Source organism: Sulfurisphaera ohwakuensis, assembly GCF_009729055.1.
In the GTDB taxonomy this organism is placed as follows: Archaea; Thermoproteota; Thermoprotei_A; order Sulfolobales; family Sulfolobaceae; genus Sulfurisphaera; species Sulfurisphaera ohwakuensis.
The window spans coordinates 945,642-965,825 of the sequence record NZ_CP045484.1 but is presented as its reverse complement, the minus strand read 5'-3'; the positions used below and the strand labels follow the sequence as shown (position 1 = coordinate 965,825).

At 31.6% G+C, this 20,184-nt stretch carries 22 protein-coding genes; 8 read left to right on the top strand and 14 right to left on the bottom strand.

Annotated features, from left to right (window positions below):
* Positions 1-7 precede the first annotated feature (7 nt).
* From D1869_RS05485 to sfsA, 6 genes are all read right to left on the bottom strand, one after another.
* Positions 8-709: a P-loop NTPase gene (locus D1869_RS05485; protein WP_156014260.1), complete on the bottom strand. Its 702-nt coding sequence runs from the start codon at positions 707-709 to the stop codon at positions 8-10.
* A complete protein-coding gene (locus D1869_RS05480) occupies positions 684-1,112 on the bottom strand; it encodes a hydrogenase maturation nickel metallochaperone HypA/HybF (RefSeq protein WP_156014259.1) in 429 nt (142 codons plus the stop codon). Before D1869_RS05480 ends, D1869_RS05485 begins: the two co-directional genes overlap by 26 nt.
* A 35-nt stretch (positions 1,113-1,147) precedes the next feature.
* Positions 1,148-1,759 (bottom strand): hypothetical protein, encoded by a 612-nt coding sequence (locus tag D1869_RS05475; protein WP_156014258.1) that lies wholly within the window; start codon positions 1,757-1,759, stop codon positions 1,148-1,150.
* A 629-nt stretch (positions 1,760-2,388) separates the two neighbouring features.
* Positions 2,389-3,516 carry an MFS transporter gene (locus D1869_RS05470; RefSeq protein ID WP_156014257.1) on the bottom strand — a complete coding sequence of 376 codons (1,128 nt, stop codon included), beginning with the start codon at positions 3,514-3,516 and terminating at the stop codon, positions 2,389-2,391.
* Between the two features lie 402 nt (positions 3,517-3,918).
* Positions 3,919-5,013 (bottom strand): MFS transporter, encoded by a 1,095-nt coding sequence (locus D1869_RS05465; protein ID WP_156014256.1) that lies wholly within the window; start codon positions 5,011-5,013, stop codon positions 3,919-3,921.
* Positions 5,014-5,138: 125 nt separating this feature from the next.
* On the bottom strand, positions 5,139-5,816 hold the full coding sequence (gene sfsA, locus D1869_RS05460; protein ID WP_156014255.1) for a DNA/RNA nuclease SfsA: 678 nt from the start codon (positions 5,814-5,816) through the stop codon (positions 5,139-5,141).
* A gap of 163 nt (positions 5,817-5,979) precedes the next feature.
* On the opposite strand from sfsA, the gene D1869_RS05455 reads away from it, so the two are divergent.
* Positions 5,980-7,047, top strand: a complete 1,068-nt coding sequence (locus tag D1869_RS05455; RefSeq protein ID WP_156014254.1) for an ISNCY family transposase — start codon at positions 5,980-5,982, stop codon at positions 7,045-7,047.
* A 379-nt stretch (positions 7,048-7,426) separates the two neighbouring features.
* On the opposite strand, the gene D1869_RS05450 is transcribed toward D1869_RS05455, so the two are convergent.
* Positions 7,427-8,233: an amidohydrolase family protein gene (locus D1869_RS05450; RefSeq protein ID WP_156014253.1), complete on the bottom strand. Its 807-nt coding sequence runs from the start codon at positions 8,231-8,233 to the stop codon at positions 7,427-7,429.
* Between the two features lie 508 nt (positions 8,234-8,741).
* Here D1869_RS05450 and D1869_RS05445 point away from each other — a divergent pair.
* Positions 8,742-10,541, top strand: a complete 1,800-nt coding sequence (locus tag D1869_RS05445) for a phosphoenolpyruvate carboxykinase (GTP) (protein ID WP_156014252.1) — start codon at positions 8,742-8,744, stop codon at positions 10,539-10,541.
* A gap of 36 nt (positions 10,542-10,577) precedes the next feature.
* Here D1869_RS05445 and D1869_RS05440 read toward each other — a convergent pair whose 3' ends face one another.
* Positions 10,578-11,069 (bottom strand): hypothetical protein, encoded by a 492-nt coding sequence (locus D1869_RS05440; protein WP_156014251.1) that lies wholly within the window; start codon positions 11,067-11,069, stop codon positions 10,578-10,580.
* A gap of 173 nt (positions 11,070-11,242) precedes the next feature.
* Between D1869_RS05440 and D1869_RS05435 the strand changes: the two genes are divergently transcribed.
* Positions 11,243-11,389: a hypothetical protein gene (locus D1869_RS05435; protein WP_156014250.1), complete on the top strand. Its 147-nt coding sequence runs from the start codon at positions 11,243-11,245 to the stop codon at positions 11,387-11,389.
* Here the strand turns inward: D1869_RS05435 and D1869_RS05430 are convergent.
* Complete coding sequence (locus tag D1869_RS05430; RefSeq protein WP_231113737.1) at positions 11,386-12,177, bottom strand: helix-turn-helix transcriptional regulator; 792 nt, start codon at positions 12,175-12,177, stop codon at positions 11,386-11,388. The two genes, D1869_RS05435 and D1869_RS05430, sit on opposite strands and share 4 nt — an antisense overlap.
* A 102-nt stretch (positions 12,178-12,279) precedes the next feature.
* Here D1869_RS05430 and D1869_RS05425 point away from each other — a divergent pair, with 102 nt between their 5' ends.
* The 3 genes from D1869_RS05425 to D1869_RS05415 all read left to right on the top strand — a co-directional run bounded on the left by D1869_RS05425 (position 12,280) and on the right by D1869_RS05415 (position 15,689).
* The gene (locus tag D1869_RS05425) at positions 12,280-12,807 is read left to right on the top strand and encodes a hypothetical protein (RefSeq protein WP_156014249.1); all 528 of its coding nucleotides are present in this window, start codon (positions 12,280-12,282) and stop codon (positions 12,805-12,807) included.
* Positions 12,808-12,833: 26 nt separating this feature from the next.
* Positions 12,834-13,712 carry a membrane dipeptidase gene (locus tag D1869_RS05420; RefSeq protein WP_156014248.1) on the top strand — a complete coding sequence of 293 codons (879 nt, stop codon included), beginning with the start codon at positions 12,834-12,836 and terminating at the stop codon, positions 13,710-13,712.
* Positions 13,713-13,913: 201 nt separating this feature from the next.
* Entirely contained in the window at positions 13,914-15,689 is a 1,776-nt protein-coding gene (locus D1869_RS05415) for a hypothetical protein (protein ID WP_156014247.1), read from the top strand.
* Positions 15,690-16,412: 723 nt separating this feature from the next.
* Here the strand turns inward: D1869_RS05415 and D1869_RS05410 are convergent.
* The 5 genes from D1869_RS05410 to D1869_RS15655 all read right to left on the bottom strand — a co-directional run bounded on the left by D1869_RS05410 (position 16,413) and on the right by D1869_RS15655 (position 18,239).
* Entirely contained in the window at positions 16,413-16,691 is a 279-nt protein-coding gene (locus D1869_RS05410; protein ID WP_156014246.1) for a helix-turn-helix domain-containing protein, read from the bottom strand.
* A gap of 35 nt (positions 16,692-16,726) precedes the next feature.
* Positions 16,727-16,897 (bottom strand): hypothetical protein, encoded by a 171-nt coding sequence (locus D1869_RS05405; RefSeq protein ID WP_156014245.1) that lies wholly within the window; start codon positions 16,895-16,897, stop codon positions 16,727-16,729.
* A 353-nt stretch (positions 16,898-17,250) separates the two neighbouring features.
* Entirely contained in the window at positions 17,251-17,583 is a 333-nt protein-coding gene (locus tag D1869_RS05400) for a transcriptional regulator (protein WP_156014244.1), read from the bottom strand.
* On the bottom strand, positions 17,576-18,055 hold the full coding sequence (locus D1869_RS05395; RefSeq protein ID WP_156014243.1) for a hypothetical protein: 480 nt from the start codon (positions 18,053-18,055) through the stop codon (positions 17,576-17,578). The genes D1869_RS05400 and D1869_RS05395 overlap by 8 nt, the downstream gene beginning before the upstream one ends.
* A 61-nt stretch (positions 18,056-18,116) precedes the next feature.
* On the bottom strand, positions 18,117-18,239 hold the full coding sequence (locus D1869_RS15655) for a hypothetical protein (RefSeq protein WP_260311155.1): 123 nt from the start codon (positions 18,237-18,239) through the stop codon (positions 18,117-18,119).
* A gap of 121 nt (positions 18,240-18,360) precedes the next feature.
* Between D1869_RS15655 and D1869_RS05390 the strand changes: the two genes are divergently transcribed.
* Positions 18,361-19,125: an ATP-binding cassette domain-containing protein gene (locus tag D1869_RS05390; protein WP_184651026.1), complete on the top strand. Its 765-nt coding sequence runs from the start codon at positions 18,361-18,363 to the stop codon at positions 19,123-19,125.
* A 2-nt stretch (positions 19,126-19,127) separates the two neighbouring features.
* On the top strand, positions 19,128-19,934 hold the full coding sequence (locus tag D1869_RS05385; protein WP_156014241.1) for a hypothetical protein: 807 nt from the start codon (positions 19,128-19,130) through the stop codon (positions 19,932-19,934).
* Positions 19,935-20,184: the final 250 nt, after the last annotated feature.

Here is a 20,184-nt window from a genome sequence, read left to right as displayed (position 1 = left end):
TAAAAATCTACATAAATTGAGGTATTAATTCTTTCTCAATAACCTTCTTTACTTCTCCTTCGTATTCCTGAATTTTTCCTATGTAGTCCTCTAGATTGGGATCTATCGGTAAATTTACATCTCCATTATAATTTCCAAACAGATTAACTCTTTGATCATTACAAGTAAAGTATGACATGTTAACAACTACTAGTGCTTTCTTTTTCCTCTCGTTTAAATAATCTAACAAGTATTTTACAACTTTTAATGATACTTTTGAAGGTGTAGTGACCACTATTGGTTTAAAATCGCTTAGCTCTTCAAGTACTAATATTTCATCGCCAAGACCAGGAGGTAAGTCAAAAACAACGTATTTTCCTTTTATGCTAGAATAAGCTATTAGCTCCTTCATAACATTACTTTGATTTCTCCCAGGTAAAATAACATATCTATCTCTTACTATTCCTGCAAGAGAAATCAAATTAACATTTCTTATTTTCACAGGCTCTATTCCTTCTTTGCTGACTTCTAAAGGAACATTTTCTACTCCAAATAATTTTGCTATTGCCATTGTATGTATATCAAGATCAATTAACGTTACATCTGAAGGTAAGGATAGAGATATCAACGCTGATATTACACTCTTCCCAACACCACCTTTAGCACTCATAATAGCAATTACTTTTTTATCTTTTAGTTTCTCTTTAGCTAACTCTCTCAACGGCTCCATATTCTTCAACCTTTTCTATATAAATTTCTTGACCTATTGCTTCAATATCATGAGATCCACAATAAGGACATTTAATAAATGCTGGAAGCAATTCTGGCATTAAATGTAAAGGATATTCCTCACCATACGAATTTTTAACCTCGCCAACTTGTTGCTGAATATCCGAGAATTTAAATTCTCTATTACAATTTCTGCATCTGAAAGTAGGTTCTTGGATTTTAACCTCTAATTCAGCATTCTCCACTATTGGATTCTCTTTCTTCAATTCATTGAAAGCTTCCTTTAAAATTTCTATATCCAGAAAGGAAAACAATGGAATTACTAACGTGACTTTAGAAATCTTTTTATTAAAATTTTCTGTCAAAGTCTTAACTACCGAATAAGCTATTGACCACTCATGCATAAATTATATTTTACCTCGCAGCATATTATACCTTTTTATTCACATAGATAATTTATAATATCCTCAACATCTTTAAAAGTCGAACTAATTCTATCTTGGTTTAAACTTTTATCTCTGTAAGTTACACTTACGAATGTCTGATTTAAGTTGTTAACTACAGGTTCTAATATAATTTCCAATAGGTCTTTATATCTAATATCATCTGAGGAATCTTGCAATCCAGATATTATTCTAAATCCCATAATTTTTGGATTATTCAGAGATGGCATTGAAATTGGCAATCCCTTTATTCGTCTTTCCACTATTCCAGAAAATGCTAACTCATAAGTCATAATGTTTTCTCTAAATACATCTTCAGCTAAATTTTTAACTTTTTCAAACCCAGAAACTAAATCCTCTTCTTTAACTTCCTTTCCAAAGGATAATTGAAGAAGCGATACTTGATCCAGGTTGATTAGATATAGTGTTGAGTTTTCATAAGTGTAAAGCCTTAGTAAATTTTGAAGTCTTGTTCTAGTAGTTATTAAATTAAGGATTAGTGGTACTAACTCTTGCTCTATAACCCCTTTGTTTATTAGTATGGCAACATCATTTTTGTTAAAATTTCTATTAAATATTGCCGAAATAGAAGCATTATTTATTTTCATAAAATGAAAATATAGTTTGAGTTTTTAAATTCGACTATTAAAAAGTGAAAATTTCTTTTCTTAAAAAGAGTTTGTTAAGTAAATATCTAGAAGAAATCTCTTATAAACCGTTCGTATTCAGATTAAAGAAAAAATGATTAGAGGTGTAGGGAGAGAGAAGATTTTAATCCATGTTAAACGAGCAAGAGAAATTCTTTATTAAATATTTTTAAATTGAGAATTCTTTAACAACAATTCATAGAATAATTGGGAAAAATAGCATTGGCTTTAGGAAAAAGAGAACTTTCAAAAATATCGATTGATAAGGATTCATTAGGTAAGACGTTATTGAGTAAGATGATAGTATCGCACGATCAATTTAAGAGAGCAGTTGGCCTTTTATTTATGGGCTTCCACTAGATTAAAGTAAACAAATTTTTAAGTATTTGTGGAATGTAGTTGCACATAATAGAGTAACAAAATCTATGCGGACTTCACAGAATTAATTAGGGGATGAGAAGTATTATAGAAATCATCAGAGATAAAAAATAAAATGGGATATTTCCCTTCTAGTTTCTCTCGAACCTTATCGGATCTAGGAATATATCTATGGAACACTATATCTAAAGAGTTTCTCAGATCGTTAAATTTTATAACCAACTTTCAAGAACTAGGAGAGAAATAATTGATATTACACAACCTATATCTAAAGTTATCATTGAAAAAGTAAAGCTCTTAGTTAAGTATAGTACTAATCCTATTACAGTAGGAGCAATCATTGTACCTATTTGGGATACTGCATTAGCGTAACCTATTGAAGTCGCCGCACTACTATTTCCGGCAATTTTCATAATGAGGGAATCAGTTGGTGGTCTATATAGAAAAGAAAATATGCCCAACAAAAATGCTTCTGATAGTATTAGAAGACCATTCGATATTGTAAGCACTAAGGATATTATAATAAAACCGATTAGATTAAACAATATAACCTTTACGATTCCTGCTAATTGAACTAACTTATCCACGTTTATTATCCCTACTAGTTGACCTAGCCCAAATAGTAAAAGGAATAATGCAGATAATGATGGCGAAATGTCCCTATAGAGTACTAACATAGGAAATATCCATGTTGTAGTACCCCATGTAGCCCATAACTCTCCTAGTCTAATGAGTGTTGATAGAGCTATTCGTTTATCAAATATGATTCTTAGTGATCTCTTTATTTCAGTAGATGTGGCATTTGAATTAATCTTAGAACTGAATATTCCAAGTAATAGGAAGCCTATTGCCATTAGAAGATAGATAAACTTCCATAAGTGTAGCAATATGGTTGCGATAAGACTTAATACTAGGATAGTTATAGGAGCTGCACTTTCAACTAATGCTACGTAAAAGGTAAATTTAGACTCACTAGAATGAGAAATGGCAACAATCTTCATCGCAGATGGAAATATAGCAGCAGCGACTACTCCATCTATTAAATATACTATAACAAGAAGAACGTAAGAGTTAAGAGAAAAGAATAATAATAAATTGAGAGGTACTAAAATTAGTGCTGAAATCGTTATTGTCTTGTTAGGTCCTATTTTATCTATCACTAACCCCCAAGGTATTGATGATATTACATATCCTACATAGAATGATGTGGCTACGAAACCTATTTCTACTGTATTTAAATGAAGAAGAATTGCTATAGGAACGGATATAACTCCCCAACTTAACCTTAAGAATAATTGTAAGAACGTACCGAACCAGCCTAGTATTATATTCTTATTCATCAACTCCTACTGAGAGTTATAAAAATTTATGATTAACTTTAAATGACAAATGATTTTATAATTATTAATTTTACCCAAAAAATGAATCTAAATATAGACAATGGTTGAATCGAGATTCTTATCTAGAAAACTTAAATAGTTTTTTAGCAATACTAATGACACTAATTTCATGGTTCGAAACAATAATGAAAATGAAAGAACCTTTTTAAGTAACTAGTAGAGCTCAAGTTATATTTGCTCTTAATTTAAGTGACTACTCTCACTCCGAAATTACATAGAAAGCCAGGAAATTCAGTCCTTAAAGGCTGAGAAACTGGTTAATTAATAATATAAAATTGTTCCATTTTTATTCGATTTTTGTATTCATCTCATAAAAAATATTTCGTTAATTTTCAAGATCTTTTAGTTGGTTATAGGCCTAAGTAAATTCATACTGATTACACTAATTATTGATGCGATAATTAGCACAATTCCTAAAGAGATCTTTAACGGGAATGGTAGTAACGTTACAATGAAAGTACCAAATCCTCCACCTATTATTCTACCTATCAGCAAAGCAAAATTGCTCCCAGTACCTCTGACTTGTGGTGGATATAATTCACTTAACCAAACTCCGAAGAATGCAAAAAACGCTGAAGAGAAATATATCGTTAACGCTAAAATGTTGGAAAGTAAGAAAAGAGCTGAGGAAATTACAGCTAAAATACCAAAGATTACGGCAGAAAATTTTCTTCCTTTTATATCTGAGATGTAACCAGAAAGAGAGAAGGATAAGACAGCAATTATATCACCTATAGCTACTAATACATTATTCTGAAGTATCGTAGGGAGGAGTTCAAAAGCTGAAATAATATATAAAAACGATGTTAATGATGCTATTGAACTTATTGTTGTTAGCCCTATCATTTTTTGTGAAAATATATCTGTTAATCTACTCCTACTCTCGTACTTCACTTTTTCTTCTGGAATAAAAGGATAAAATATAAATGATAAAAGAGAAATAATACCTGCTATTAAAAATATCAATAAAAACCTATCACCCATGAATGTGGCAGTTATAGCCCCTAATAAAGCCCCTAAAGCGTAAAAACCTTGCATCATTCCACCTAAAAAACCCCTTAAGTTCGTTAACCTTAACTCAGCTACTATAACGTAACTAATACCGTTTTCACCATTTACTCCAAAACCTATTATGAACCACAATATGTAAAGTTCTAATAAATTATTAACAAAATACAATAATATAGCGGGAATAGAGAAAAGAAAGAAGGAAATTATCAAAGCTTTTTTCCTTCCTATTAGATCTGAAAGTCTTCCAAAAACAAATCCACCAATTCCTCCACCAATCCATGATAAGGTTATTGCGAAGACAACATTAGGAACACTTGTAGATAGGTAATGAGCTAAAGGTACTATTACGAAAGAAATTGTATACATCACATAAGCAGATAGTAGGAATGGGATTAGGACTGAAATAGACGAAAGAAACTTTGACATGTTATAAGGTTATCCTTCTATAGCTAAAAAGTTTGCTTTCTAACTGTTAAGAAATGTAATACTTATTCTGTAAAAATCACATAATCAATAAGGCATTGGTCTTTATCTAATTTTTCGTGAATTATTTAGGGTAAGGAGAAATTAGTTGATTTTTCAAGAATTTGGTGACAAATAGGAATTTCTCCCTTATACACTATATTTTCTTTATCTAATTGAAACACTTTAACTTCAACATTTACGCCCTCTTTTAATGCTTTAATAAATGTATTAGAAAACTCTCGGTCTGTATCAAAATTAGGAGAAAAGCACACAACATCAGTTCTAAAAACGAGAATCATGAGTAAAACTGAATATCCCTTTCTCTTAAGCTCTATCAGTTCATCTAGATGTCTTTTTCCTCTCTTAGTTGGAGCGTCAGGGAAAAGAGCTATACCATCTCTCGCAAGAGTACAACCCTTAACCTCAACATATGTATTATCAAATGCAAAGTCAATCCTACTTTTCCCTACCGTTACTTCAGATTTAACATCAGTGGGTAAAAACTTTCTAGCTATCTCATTATGTATGCTGGAATCTGTTACAACCCATTCTTTACCGCTCCATGCAGCTGTAACTTGACAATTGGTTTTTCTTTTTCCGTTAACGTTTCTTATTAATATCTTGTTACCAGGGTAAATAAGCTCCTTAAGTCTTCCAGGATCGTGAAGGTGACAAATTTTCTCACTCTCTGTTACGACTGTAAAACGGTTAACCCTAGCTTTCACAATCTCCTCATATAGTGTAGGAAAAGTATAAACAATCATACACTTAATCTTTTGTGAAAATCAGTAAAATTTTCTCCCTTAAAAGACTTTAAGCATTAACTTTGTTTAAATAGATAAAACTTCAGTTAGCATTTATAGGAAAATCCTTGCAGTTTAAGGGCACCTTGAAAACTTTTTAAAAATTAACCAAACAAAATATCGGATGAATACAAACTCATTACTCCAAGCGTATTACAATGCACTTCAAGAAGCACTCCAACAAATATTCACCGCCTTGACTAGCTTGAGAAAAGACACACTAGCAAAACTAGTACTTGGAGGAGTAATGGGTGGAACAGCAACAGAAATAGCCCAAGCAACGGGCATGGACTACGAGACAGTACTAAAAAACCTTAACAAACTAGCAAACAAAAACCTGATCAAAATAGTAAAAGAGATAGTACAAGACCACCCAGTACAACTAATAATAGACGACACACATGATCACAAACAACACGCAAGAGCACTACCAGTATCAAGAAACGGAGCACAAGTCTTTTACTGCAGAGAACACAAAAGATACGAACCAACAATACAACTACTCATAATAGCAATAAAAGACTTGAAAACAAACGAAACCTACATAGTAACAATAATACCCTACATACCACAAAAGGTTGTTGAGATATTAAGGGAGAGGGGAGAGGAGGTTGAGTTCAAGACAAAGATACAAGAATACTTGGAAACATTGCCAATTCTCGAGAAGGAGTTTAATGTTGTGTGCAAGGTTTTTGATTCTTGGTATGTTAATTCTAAAACTCTCTTGGATGATACCGTCGGGGAACTCAAGGCCAACTCACGGGTCACCGAGGGTGGTAGGCTTGTGCCAGTTGGCGAGTTCCCCGAGGGGGAATACCTAGTTGAGTATTTAGGTATTCCCATAAAATTACTTGTAATAGATGATTATAAGGGTTTTGGAAGGAGGTACTTCTTCTCCACAAACGTTAATGATACTGCGGAGGAAATAATAACTACATGGGAGAATCGTTGGGATATTGAGGTTTTGATTAGGGAGCTTAAAGCCTTGGGATTGGAGAAAGGTTCTTTCCTCACTTGGGTTAGGAATAAGGGGTTTATAACCCTTAAGGCTCTCTCCCTGCTCTTGGTACTCTTGTTTAAGTACTCTCTTGGTTTGTATTTGGGTGCCAAGAGGATAGCAAGGGTGATAAAAAGTATTTATCAATCTTTGGGCGGGATTAAGAAACTTTTTAAGAGAAGGAAAAAGACGTAAAATGCTATTCAGTCTTATGTTATCTAGCGTAAGAAAGCTCATTATGCCATACCTATGATATACAATTTTCGAATAGAAAATCATTTTATATTTCTTAGAATTTCAAAATGTAAAATATTCTTATTGAGATCTTATGCGAATTTAGAGATACTATTATCTTTAAATGATTTATAAGCAAATATATAATTCTTATAAACAATTATGTTAATATTTAGTTCTTATTTAGTGATAAGAATAATATTTAGTCTTTTCAAGATAGAAACTTATACTTAAAACAAGAAATCTTTTAAAAACTATTAAATATTAAAATCTAGATTGTGTAGTTTCCATGATTTTAGTGAATTGTGAAATAATAGTAATTTATGAAATCCTAAAAACACTAAATTTTCAATATTCTTTTAGCGTTATCTCTCATGATCTTTTTTTCCTTCAGAATACTGTAAACTTGAAAAGCATATTCAGCTAAATCTTGACCCTTAAATGCAGGAAAATCGCTACCATAGATTACTTTTTCAGCAATCTCATTTATTCTTGGCAACAATTTCAATAAATTCTTTGGAGGTATTGATGAAATTTCTAAGTATACGTTATTTAGAGATTTAACTAGATAGAATGCTGTCTCATACCATAATGGCCTTCCGGCATGGGCTAAGATTATTTTTAATTTAGGAAAATCTTTAGCAACATCGTCTATGTAAATAGGATCAGCATATTTATTCCTGCTTCCAACACCTATACTAGTTCCCGTATGGAACATAATTGGTAAGTCATGGTCTTCAGCAAATTCGTAGACGAAGAGTAAACTCTTTAATCCGCCTTCTTCCTCTCTATAAGCATTAGGTTTAAATCCCTTATGTACTGGATGAAGTTTTATGCCTATTATACCCAAAGAGTACTGTTTTCCTAGCTCTTCTTTAACGTTACATTTTAATGGGTTTACTTCACCCCACTGTAAATAGAGATCGGGATTTTTTCTCCTTTCTTCATAATCAATGTAAAAACCATCTGAGCATTCATCACTATGGCAAGGATGAGAAGGAACCAAAATAATTTTTTCAAGCTCGACATATTCATTCTTTAACGTATACTTTGTCCCTTTAACATATTCTAAAAACTCCTTACAATGATCTGGTATTTTTCCGGCAAAAATATGATAATGAACGTGAGCATCAATTACTTTAATCATAAGATACGTGTTAATTTTCAATACTATTAATTTATAATGATTATTGGTAGATATAAAAAGAACAATCTATTGTTTTCAATAATTTCTTTTATTAAAATATGCAATTTATATCTATATTTGCTATTAAGATAGATAAGGATAATTACTTCGGTTTCTTAAAAGTTCTCTTCATGTCAATTCCGAAAGGGATAATTTAATGTCTCATATAGATCTTCTAAGCTAATGACATTTTTACTCTAAAAAACATATATGAAAGATCTTCTACTCACTGAGAAAATCTATATGATAAGTAATAAAAATAAGGGGTAAATTCAAAGTATTTATTATCTCATGAGTGAATATTATGATTTTTATGGCTAGGAAATTTCCAAACTACTGTACGAATATTAGTTAATCGACATACTCCAGTTATATCAATATTTAATACTAGTTCTTATGATATCGTACTTTAAGGCTGATCGATATATCACCTAGAAAGATTTATATCATTTAATACTATACATATATTATGAGATCAAGTTTTAATTTTTTAAACTTGTTAGTTTCAGATAAAATGATTAAAAAAATAGAAATATTAAATAATCCGAATGTGGAGGAATTTATTGAAAAAACTGCCGAATTATGTAATCCTTACTCAATATATCTGGTTACCTCAGAAGAAGATAAAGATTATATACGAAGAAAAGCGATAGAGACAAAAGAAGAAATACCGTTAAAAACTTTAGGGCATACAATACATTTCGATCATCCTTTAGATCAAGCTAGGGCTAGAGATGATACATTTATACTTACTGACGAGAAAATTCCGTTTGTAAATACTAAAAAGAGGGAAGAAGGACTAAGAGAGGTTCTTTCTCTGTTAAAAGGCTCAATGAAAGGAAGGGAGATGTATGTGGGATTTTATTCGTTAGGTCCCAAGAACTCGATTTTTCAGCATTTAGCTATTCAAATATCAGATTCTCCCTATGTGATTCATAGCGAGAATATCCTTTATAGACTTGATTTTGATGATTTTAAAGGAAATAAACAATTTTTGAAATTTGTTCATTCTAAAGGAGAATTGAATATAAGAAAGAGAAGGATTATGATAGACCTTAAGGAAGATACTGTTTATAGCGTAAACACAACTTATGCTGGTAATAGTGTTGGATTAAAGAAATTGGCATTAAGGTTAACCATTAATAAGGCTGTAAAGGAAGGATGGTTATCAGAGCATATGGCGATTATAGGCTTTGAAGGTGATAAAGGAACTCATTATTTTACGGCCTCTTTTCCATCTGGCAGTGGAAAGACGTCAACGTCAATGATGGGGAAACTAATAAGTGATGATCTGGCCTTTATAAGGGAGATTGATGGAGTAGCTAGAGCTGTGAATCCAGAGGTTGGTGTATTTGGGATAATTCAAGGGATTAACTCTAAGGACGATCCTATAATATGGGAGGTTTTGCATAAGCCTAATGAAGTGATATTTTCAAATGTATTAATGACCGAGGACGGTTCTGTATATTGGGAAGGTAGTGATGATAAGAGACCGGAAAGGGGGATAAATTATGAAGGTTTTTGGAGTAGTGACATGAATAAACCTGCATCTCATCCGAATGCAAGGTTTACAGTACCTTTAACGGCTTTTAGGAACCTTGATGAAAATTATGATAACCCAGATGGGGTTGAAATCGAGGGAATAATATTTGGAGTAAGGGATTATGACACACTAATTCCGGTTATTGAAGCTTTTTCTTGTTCTCATGGAGTAGTAACCATTGGTGCATCAATGGAATCTGCAAGGACCAGTGCTGTAATAGGAAAAGGAGATGAATATGAGTTTAATCCCATGGCTATACTAGATTTTATGCCTATTCATTTAGGAGAATATTTGAGGAATTACCTAGAATTTTGTAAAAAACTTAAAAAAGTCCCTAAAATTTTCGGGTTTAATTACTTTCTTAAAGAGGGGAATAGGTTTCTTAATACAAAAGAGGATAAAAAAGTTTGGATAAAATGGACTGTAAAAAGAGTTGAAGGGAGTGTAGATGCAATTTATACACCTATTGGGCTAGTTCCTTATTATGAAGATCTAAAGATATTATTTAGAAATATGCTAAATAAAGAATATAAAATAGAAGATTATGAGAGACAGTTTACTCTTAAACTTGACAAATATTTAGAGAAAACCGAAAGGATTCTCAAATTATATAAAGATATTCAAGCTCCTAAAGAAGTTATAGTAGAATTAGAGGAACAGAAGGAAAGGATTCTCAAATATATAGATAAGTACGGGAAAAGAATATCTCCATTAACTCTAGAATAAAAATAAAATAAAAAAATACCTTATTTTATTTACATTTTAAGAGTCTCCATCACTTTCTCCTTCGTATTTTAGCAATAGAAGAGGTGCATTACTCACTGATTTAGCCTCTGGATTCTGGGATACTGTGTATGTTATTTTTACGGTAACAGTATATTTTCCAGCAGTTAAATATATTTGATAATCGTTATTTTCATGTAATTGTAGAGTTATGGTATGGTTTCCAATAGTGATTGTCGCTATAAATTGAGAAAACACATTATCCAACACATCTTCTTTTAATTCTAAATCATAGGTACCGTTGGAAGGTATGTATACTGTTGTAGATCCATTAAGACTACCACTTTGCCCAGCAGTTATATTACCCAAATTAAAATTAATAGGAATTACTTGGATTTGTTGATTGCTAGAGTTATTACTTATTACGTTATATGATACTGTTGCTAATGTTCCATATATTTGTGCAGCTATTACTAGTCCGCTTACTGCTAATATTGCTAGGGATAGGCCCAGTAGTAGTGGTTTGTTCATGGCTAAAGTAAGCTACGCGTTTCATCCTTAAAAGATACAATTTCGCTACTATAAAATTCTATATGTTTCAAGCGTTTCACTATATTCGAAACTTTTTCGTTATTCTTAAAACTTCAAAAAAGGAGGCTTTAGAAACGTGTCTCTTAAAAGGAGCATTTTCGGTTATTAACTCGATGGAAGCCGTAGAAAAAGAAAAAGATGTAACAGAATATTGGATTGATACAAAACTAATAACAATAGGGTTAATAATAGGTGTTGCAATAGAAGTGCTAATAGATCTAATAATTATAGCGACATCTGGACACAAGGTATTTTTCTAATCTTTTTTCTTTAATACATATCTAATCTTACCTCTCTCTCTAACCTCTTCAACATAACCAAGTTTAACCAATTTTTTTAACCTTCTATAAGCTGTTGCTTTAGGTAAATTAGTTTTTCTTATAATCTCAGCTAAAGTGGAGGAACCGTCTTTTAATGCGTTAAGCACAAGCTTATCTCTTTCATCCAAAACATCAGTAACTAATTCTGTATTTTCTTCCTCTTCTAGTTCTACTTTTCTTGCTTCCTTCCTTCGTCTAAAGAAGAAGTAAACTATGAGAGATATAAGAACAATGTCTGCGATCAAGAGTAATATAATAAGTTGGTACTCAGTACTCTCACTTTTTTGCGTTGGTAAAGGAGCTTCTACATAAAGTAATATAACCTTAGAAACATTAACAAAAGTTATATTATAAAGTCCGTTTATAGCAGTAAAACTATAAGGTTGTGGTGTTACATAAGTTATAGTCGAGTTTGTAGGTAGATAAATGCTTATGGTAAAGTTATTATTCTCCTGGATTTGTATAACTCCTTTTGGTAGAGTGGCCCTATAGTACACATAAATTGTACCATTTCCTTTTAAAAATAAGTGTCCATTGGACAAGTTGTATTCTGCCCCTATAACTTTTAGACCACCAGCGTAGTCACCTATAAGGTTAAACTCACTCACATTATGAAGTTCAGCTACTACTGTACCATTATAGTAAATATTAATTATACCACTGTCTCCTTTTGTAAGGAGAGCAAGCGAAATTAAGATGATAATTATAATCAATAGAAATTTTATCACAAGAAAACCTTTTGGCTAGAGGTTTATTAGTTTAGTGTTTCACTCTGTTTCATTCTGAAATGGAACTAAGGTTTAAATGAAATAATGAGATAGATTATACATATGGCAAGACAATCTTTATTAATAAGTTTACTTATAGTGACATTAATTGTAAATGTAGTATTAGGAATAGAACTTTACACAGCACTTCACCAGTCATCAAAACCAGTTAGCCAAGTTCCTTTGAATTTAACCGGTGTCCAGATAATAACTACAACAACTTCTCAAAAAAATACCACATCAGTAACGCAAACAACAACACAATCTATAACATCTAGTCTAACATATAACTTCTCGTTTAAAGTTAAATTCCACCTAAAGGTTGATCAGTCTGGAATCTACATCATAGGAATAAAACCTAAAGTGAACTTCTCCTCACTATACGTATTGTTATATTTCGATGATGGTAAAACTGTATCCTTGAACTTAAACATTACTTCAGCTAACATAACCATTACAGATAAAGAAGTCGAAGTTACAGCTTACATATACGGTTCAACAAATGAAAACTTAACTCCTACACAGATAGTTAATGATTTAGGCTTATACTTACAGTTTATCTCCCCTGTTTCTGGAGAAGGAGAAGATTAATTATCTTCTTACTCCTTCATTAGTTTATGAGAATAATAGATTTGCATGAAGATTTTGCGTATTCACACCAGATTGGTATTGATGTGATAAACGGTGACATTCAATCAAGTATTAAATTACTAAAAGAGTTCGATCCTATAATTTTTGCATCAATATTTCCCCATGCATCTAAAGGTTTTTCTTTAGAACTTCTTCTAGATCAAATAAAATTCTATTATGATTTAGAGAGGAAAGGTCATGTGAAAATAGTAAGAAGTATAGAGGACCTTAACAAACCTGGAATTAAATTTCTTCTCTCTCTAGAAGGATTAGATTCTTTGAGATCTAATGAAGATTTATATATATTGAAAGAGCTTCACATATACAATATCGGTTTAACGTGGAATTATGATAATAAGTTTGCATCATCATGTTTTTCAAAAAAAGATTACGGTTTGACTGGTGAGGGTGAAGAGATCGTTAAATTAGCTAATGAACTTGGAATGCTTATTGACCTAGCTCATGCGGGCAAAAGGACAGTAGTTGATGTAGTATCAATATCTAAGAAACCGGTAATTGTTTCTCATACAAATGTGAAGAAGTTAAAGGATCATAATAGAAATTTAGATGATGAAGAAATCGAGTTAGTTGTAAAAACAAGAGGAGTAATTGGAATTAGTGCAATTCCTTATACTCTTAAAGAACCTACAATTCAAGGAATGGTTGAAAGTATAAAGTATATTGGTGAAAGCTACGGATGGGAATATGTAGCAATTGGAACCGACTTTTTGGGAATTAAAGAAACGCCTAAAGGCTTCGAAAATATACTAAGTATTAAAGAACTGGCAAAAGCAATTGAGGGTCATGAGGATGAAGTATTATGGAAAGACGCTTATAGGGTCATAGTGGAATTGATAAGATCGTGAAGATAAAGATGTTTAGTAAACTATTTTGAAATCAAAATAGAATTTAAATACCTTAATATTCTTATATTATTTATAAATTATCCCGGTCGATTAGTAATATTAATTTAGAATATAAGTTCTACTATTTTGCAAATTTTCTTAAAATTTTATCCGCTAATTACTATGATAAAATTTATAAACTGAAGCCTTAATATGTAACCTATGAGAAAGAATAAGATATTAGCTCTAATGCTCTTCTCAATAATTTTCTTAAGTACTTCTGTGGCCATAGCACAAGTTTCTCCTCAAATGAATCTGATAGCCACTGAGACTATTAACACACCCAACCTTTCTATACAGAGTATGATACCTTATGATAACGGCGTTGTAATTGTAATGAGTTATGTTAACTTTTCTATTACGCCCGGTGGATTTAATCAAAAACCTTCCACAGTCTTATACATTTACTTCTTTAATTCTACCATGCACTTGCTATTATATGAAGCAACTTTAACTAGTATTTCAGTAGTGATACCATTCATCAAAAACGGAGAACTATATATAGTAATAGATTCTTCTTCATCTTACCTCAATCAAGAACAAGTTGAGAGTTACGTATATGTCTTTAATGGCTTGAAGCTAGTCAATACTTACACAATCAACGGTTTGCTATTAAATTACGGAAAAGAGTACGGACTTCCTCCTTTTAACTTATCTTTCCCTCAAATTATTAAATTAAACACGTCATCGCCAATGAGATTTTCAATGAGTACTATCATATTACTTAACAATACTAACATTACTCTTGTTAACCAGTATCCATTTACAGAGATCCAGTTACCACAAGGAATCCTTCTACTATCCGAAAATCTCTCAAATTTTTACAGTTTTGGTCCTTCTAAACTCCTACTATTCAACATTACAATGTTTAACTATAACGGCAAGATAATATGGAGTGAGAATATTACGTTATATAATCCTTTACTCTTAGGTACCTTCGTTTTTGGAAGTTTGTCTACTATAGCAAACTCAAACTTATATACATTAATGGGTCAAGCATACACTACTGTTGTAGGAGATCAAATATTTATTATTAACACCACACCTATACCATTATTTACCAGCTCGCCAGTCATTAAAGTTAATGTAACAATACTTGGAGTAAATCTCAATAACGGAAAGATAACTACTAGGTTACAGTTATACAACATAATACCTAACATAGCGTTATTAAACCTTGGTGGGAAGCTTTATGTAGTAATAGGTGGCGAGAAATCTGTGACAATAGAGATGTATAATGGTACCAATCTAACTACAGTAGCTAAAATTCCGCTTACCGTAAAAGTAGAACAAGTAACTGAACAAGTTCCGGTCACAAATAATGGCCAAGTTCAAATACAGAACGTTACGCGTAATGAGACTTTCATCTTATCTGGATTCTTCTACGATTATGGTAAGTATTTGTTAATTACAAATCCGACATCAAAAGGAACAAATGTAACAGATCTTTATTATGGTGGAATTACAAATTATGCCTTAGCCGAAAACGTAAGCAATTACGAAATAACACCAGAGAACTACGTGTTATTATTAAATGAGTCTGATAATTTCTCTCTGATATTCTTGAACAATAACGGTACTGTGAGAGGTAGTGTAAATGTAGGACAACTAGGTATTTCATCAATATTTGGTATAATCTCTTCTCCTAACATACGCGTAATCGAAGTTAGTCCATATACATATTACATGGTTAAAGCATACTATAACGTAAGTATGACAAGTACTACATCTACAAAAGGCAATACAGAGCTTCAAGTTTATGAGGTTAACTTCCCCAAACCCTCTCCACCAATCGTAACAACAACTTCTCAAACTACTACCTCAGCTCACATGTCTTCATCATCTTTGAGTATTCCTACAACACTAGTAGTCGGTATCATAGTTGTAGTTGTAATAGTAGCAGCTGTGTTATTTATAGTCTTTAAAAGGCAAAAGTAATTTCTTTTTTCTTAATCAATTAAGATAGTAATATTACTAATATAGATTGAAGTCTAGAAGATATCTCGATACAGACTGAGAAAAACTCTTTAAGGCTCTCTTCTAAATCGATCGTAAAACTTAATAATTCGCCATCTTTATAAAATTTATTCTTAACTGCTCACCCATAACAAGGGATTGTTTTTAGAATTGCCCTAATTCTGCAAACCCCTTATAAAAATTAAATTTGCTGTTTGCATTAGTTTAATAGTCCTAAGTCCTTTCCTATTAGTCTCATAAATAAATTGTGGGTATTATATTACGTTTAGATTGCTTTTAATTGTAAAGCAGTTAAAAACTCCCAACTTCAGTTAATAAGAATTATTTCTTTTTTAACGTAACGTAAAAATGTAACGATCTTTCTAAAAAGTACTATTCGATTAGCAGTTTACGTAAAATCCTAACTATAAGATAGTTTTTAAATACATCAGCTTCAGTAATGAATATTATTACTATAAAAACGATATAACTTATCCTATTTACTAAATTAGATATAAGTATTAAAAAATTCTTCATAATAATTATTTGATGCATATCGATTTTCCGATAAATGCTGTTAGAAATTTTGAAGAAACCTTTAAATCTCAAGGCTAAGGGTTGTAACCCTTAAGAGGAGTGAGGGTGCTTGTTGTGTTTTTTACCCTAACTATAATTATACTAAGGTTGTGAAATTAAAATAAAGTCCTACCAACCTATCCAGATCCACCAGTTATAAATCCATTCAGAGATCCATCTATCTGGATCTGTAGGCAAATTCTTACCAAAATCTGTAAGCTCAAAATACTCCTCATTACCTTTCATATATTTCCTAACTATTCCATATGTTAACAGATAACTTATTGCAAAATCAAAAAAGCAACCATAAGCTGTAGTTTTTTCCCTAAGCTCACTTACCTTTAACGGGCCGTCCTTTAAAGCAGAATATATTTGGTTAACTATAATTCTTAGAGGTCTCTTAGCCATTATATATCACCTGATAGTGTCCAGTTTATATATTTCTATTTTTTCTTCAGTAAATTTTCTATTTTTACATTGCCGCTACTGCAGCACGAAGAGGATGATGAAAGTATATCTGTTATGCTAGATGCACCAGGAGCTAACTTTACCTCCATATTATCTTCAATACTACTAGTGGTAGATTTAACCTCTTTTCTATTTGTTATTTTCATACCTCTATCCTCAATATTTTATCCTAGATTCTAATATTTAATAATGGTTATGAGTTCATTTTTTTGAACTATCAAATAACACTATAAGAAACACTTTAACTTTTTTATATGGATAAAGTAAACATAGCAAAGCTTGGGTGTGATGTTCTATACAGGAAATAGTACTGTCATTAGTATATAAATTTATTAAATAAGAGAAATCTCTACAAATAGTAGGTTCAAAATAACGCTTTATTACGCTCTATTCTAATATAGAAATATAAATAGCTTAATAACGACACTATCGAAGCCGTTAAAAAGTAGAGAGAATTTCCCTATAAAATTCTTAGCTAACATAAGTAAGAAAAGCGAGACTATTTCTTCTCCTTCTCTTTTATATTCTCAATTATTTCAAACAATTTCTCTACTACTTCCCTACCTTTAGGCGTTATCTCTACTACACTAATTACACCCTTTAGCGAGAAAGCCTTTTTATATTTTATCAGTCCATTATCTGCTAGAATTTGTAAGTTTACATAAAGAGTGTTCTTTTTCAAAGAAGTATAAGCTAACAGTTCGCTGAAGGTGATTTTGCCGTAAATATAAAGGATAAGGAGTATACTTAGCCTAATGTTAGTAGTTAATGAATTATCCTTTAGAAGATCCATAATTTCCTTAATTGTTTGTGCTTTTCTCTCATCACTCATCTTTATCAACCTCCACTAGATCAGTCATTGAGAGTGCAAAGAATATGAGCCATAAAATTCCGAAGATATAACCTATAACTATTGAAGTAAAGTAAAATAGAGTATTTTCAGATATATAGTATAAGTAAAAGAAGACTAGCATAACTGGTATTAGATTTAGCGTATATATTGCAATCTTATCGTAGTACTTTCCCATAGTAATTCTAAATTCATTAACAAATAAATATCTATAAAGATTTCTTTCAATAACTATAAATAATGGTATTGACACCATTACAAATAAGAATAAGAGAGGTTTAAAGAAGTAGGAAAGAAGTATAACAAGATACGTGATTATACTTCTTATAATATAAGACCTAACGTAATTTTTTCTAAATTTTCTTTCTGCAGTTATACTATTTATATAAAGTAATAGGTAACTCCTAATTGATATATAAAATATTTTTGCAGTATAATAATTAGGTATAGACATAAGGATTAAAATAAAGAGAAGAACGTAAAATTGGGGAATTAATGAATATGACAGTGGAATACTAACAGACAGAGAGAGAGTAAAGACCCCACATCAAATAGTACATAGAAATTGTTTTTCTTCCTTTACGTAATAAGAACTTGTAAGTTTGTTTCTTAGCTTCATCGACAATACCATAACTCATTGTAAACCTCTCTTCTTCCTATTATTTAAATTGATATACTAATTCATATTTTTGAACTATACGGTCAATTTTTTGAACAATTTTGAACCATTATATATCCAGATTTGTACATTATATCATGATGATTGAGTATCAAAACGTTACAATAAGCTACTGGAAATGGAATGTTATAAAAAATCTAACGGCAAAAATAGATGGGAAAGTATTCATCATAGGTAAAAACGGTTCCGGAAAGACAACACTAATTAAGGCTACTGTTGGTTTACTCCCATATAAAGGTTCGATACGTATTGACGGAAAAGAGGTCAGAGAAATTAAGAACTACCTAGGTCTATCTACAAATCTAGGAGAAGTGTATAACCTAGGTTATAGCATTGATAGCATATTGGACATCTACTCAGAAGAAATGAACGTGGATAAAGAGCTCTTCTCAGAATTGTTGAAAGAGGTAGAGTTAGACATTGATTTAAAGTCGCCGCTCTTCAAGCTTTCAACTGGGCAATCTCTGTTACTGCGCAATATTTTAACTTTCTCGTCGAAGCCAAGGATCATCTTACTTGACGAACCTTTCGAAAACATAGACCCTGCAAGGAAGATTATAGTAGCCGAGTGGATAAAGAAATTTGGAGAAGAAGGAATAATTACAACTCACAACTTGGATATACTAAGCAAGTTCCCAGACTATAAGCTCTATGTTTTATCAGATAGCAGTCTTTATGGTCCTATAACGGTTAAAGACTTCTTAGAGTCTTCAGTAATAGAAGGGGAAAGCGAAGACGCTATTTTAACTTTGCAAGTATCTGGTAAGAAAGTGTCCTTAGTCAAAGGTAAAGAGGGGATAAAAATAGGCTTGTTAGGCACTATAGATAGACTTTACGGGGTGTGAACATGAAGAATCTGTTCATACACTATATAAGAAGACTCGTACTAAAGGCTAATCTGAGTTGGGTATTAGGTTTTCTAATATTCTGGAGTATTCTTTCAATGTTACTTATTAACGTTTATAAGCCTTCAAATTTCAGAGAGTACGCACTTTACATCTCTTTAGGATATAGCTCGACTACGTTAATAGCTCTTTCTACATTCGCAATAGGCATAGCATTTGCAATATTCTTTAACGCGCAAGCTTTACCGTTTATGTTTAAGTTTTCTAAATTAACACCACTTAAATACATACTAGCCTTCTATTCAGCAAATCTTCTAGATGCTGAAATTATTGGCATATTTTCAATACTAGTATTTATAATACTTACTAAGTTGGAGGGTAATGTTGTCTTGCCGTCAAATGCTGGACTTTTAATAGTAGGCATATTCTTTGAGGGATTGTTCCTAATATCTATAGCCATTCTTATTGAGCTGTTCTCTCTAATTAAAATAAAGATATTACAATACTCACTCTTCTTACTTTATATACCAATGTTTATAGCCATAGCCTCGTACTTCTTATATACTGTGTATCCTTACAGTAACCCAATAGTGGACTATGCAAATCCGTTCTTATCATCAATGCTTTTAACCGTGTATTCCTATTATGGCCATAGTTTGCCCATAAGTGCACGGGACTATAATTCCACACTCTCGATCCCCTATTTATTCCTCGGAATCTTACCGTGGGTTTTGGCACTAACTGCAGTCGATATATTACTGCTAAGAAAAATATATCTAAGACAAGCAGAAGAACAAAGAATGTTCTGAATTTTAAAAAACAGTAGGAGAATATTACGGGCATAAGATTTATATGAACGCCCATTCCTATATTTTTGTCAATTACTTTCTTGCAGTAAATACTCTATATATAGTTGGGCATGAGAAGAATGAAATTTTTAGTGCAACTCCTAATTTGCAAAATCCAAGATAGGACTTGTAGGAAAATCTTACATTTTTACGTTAAAACATATAAGAAAGATTCTCTCATTTACTGAAGATTTCTTTTCATTAAGGGATA

Bases quoted from the DNA above. Each gene is read 5' to 3' on its own strand.
- D1869_RS05485 (WP_156014260.1), bottom strand. From the start codon at position 709: ATGGAGCCGTTGAGAGAGTTAGCTAAAGAGAAACTAAAAGATAAAAAA.
- D1869_RS05480 (WP_156014259.1), bottom strand. From the start codon at position 1,112: ATGCATGAGTGGTCAATAGCTTATTCGGTAGTTAAGACTTTGACAGAA.
- D1869_RS05475 (WP_156014258.1), bottom strand. From the start codon at position 1,759: ATGAAAATAAATAATGCTTCTATTTCGGCAATATTTAATAGAAATTTT.
- D1869_RS05470 (WP_156014257.1), bottom strand. From the start codon at position 3,516: ATGAATAAGAATATAATACTAGGCTGGTTCGGTACGTTCTTACAATTA.
- D1869_RS05465 (WP_156014256.1), bottom strand. From the start codon at position 5,013: ATGTCAAAGTTTCTTTCGTCTATTTCAGTCCTAATCCCATTCCTACTA.
- sfsA (WP_156014255.1), bottom strand. From the start codon at position 5,816: ATGATTGTTTATACTTTTCCTACACTATATGAGGAGATTGTGAAAGCT.
- D1869_RS05455 (WP_156014254.1), top strand. From the start codon at position 5,980: ATGAATACAAACTCATTACTCCAAGCGTATTACAATGCACTTCAAGAA.
- D1869_RS05450 (WP_156014253.1), bottom strand. From the start codon at position 8,233: ATGATTAAAGTAATTGATGCTCACGTTCATTATCATATTTTTGCCGGA.
- D1869_RS05445 (WP_156014252.1), top strand. From the start codon at position 8,742: ATGAGATCAAGTTTTAATTTTTTAAACTTGTTAGTTTCAGATAAAATG.
- D1869_RS05440 (WP_156014251.1), bottom strand. From the start codon at position 11,069: ATGAACAAACCACTACTACTGGGCCTATCCCTAGCAATATTAGCAGTA.
- D1869_RS05435 (WP_156014250.1), top strand. From the start codon at position 11,243: ATGGAAGCCGTAGAAAAAGAAAAAGATGTAACAGAATATTGGATTGAT.
- D1869_RS05425 (WP_156014249.1), top strand. From the start codon at position 12,280: ATGGCAAGACAATCTTTATTAATAAGTTTACTTATAGTGACATTAATT.
- D1869_RS05420 (WP_156014248.1), top strand. From the start codon at position 12,834: ATGAGAATAATAGATTTGCATGAAGATTTTGCGTATTCACACCAGATT.
- D1869_RS05415 (WP_156014247.1), top strand. From the start codon at position 13,914: ATGAGAAAGAATAAGATATTAGCTCTAATGCTCTTCTCAATAATTTTC.
- D1869_RS05410 (WP_156014246.1), bottom strand. From the start codon at position 16,691: ATGGCTAAGAGACCTCTAAGAATTATAGTTAACCAAATATATTCTGCT.
- D1869_RS05405 (WP_156014245.1), bottom strand. From the start codon at position 16,897: ATGAAAATAACAAATAGAAAAGAGGTTAAATCTACCACTAGTAGTATT.
- D1869_RS05400 (WP_156014244.1), bottom strand. From the start codon at position 17,583: ATGAGTGATGAGAGAAAAGCACAAACAATTAAGGAAATTATGGATCTT.
- D1869_RS05395 (WP_156014243.1), bottom strand. From the start codon at position 18,055: ATGTCTATACCTAATTATTATACTGCAAAAATATTTTATATATCAATT.
- D1869_RS15655 (WP_260311155.1), bottom strand. From the start codon at position 18,239: ATGAGTTATGGTATTGTCGATGAAGCTAAGAAACAAACTTACAAGTTC.
- D1869_RS05390 (WP_184651026.1), top strand. From the start codon at position 18,361: ATGATTGAGTATCAAAACGTTACAATAAGCTACTGGAAATGGAATGTT.
- D1869_RS05385 (WP_156014241.1), top strand. From the start codon at position 19,128: ATGAAGAATCTGTTCATACACTATATAAGAAGACTCGTACTAAAGGCT.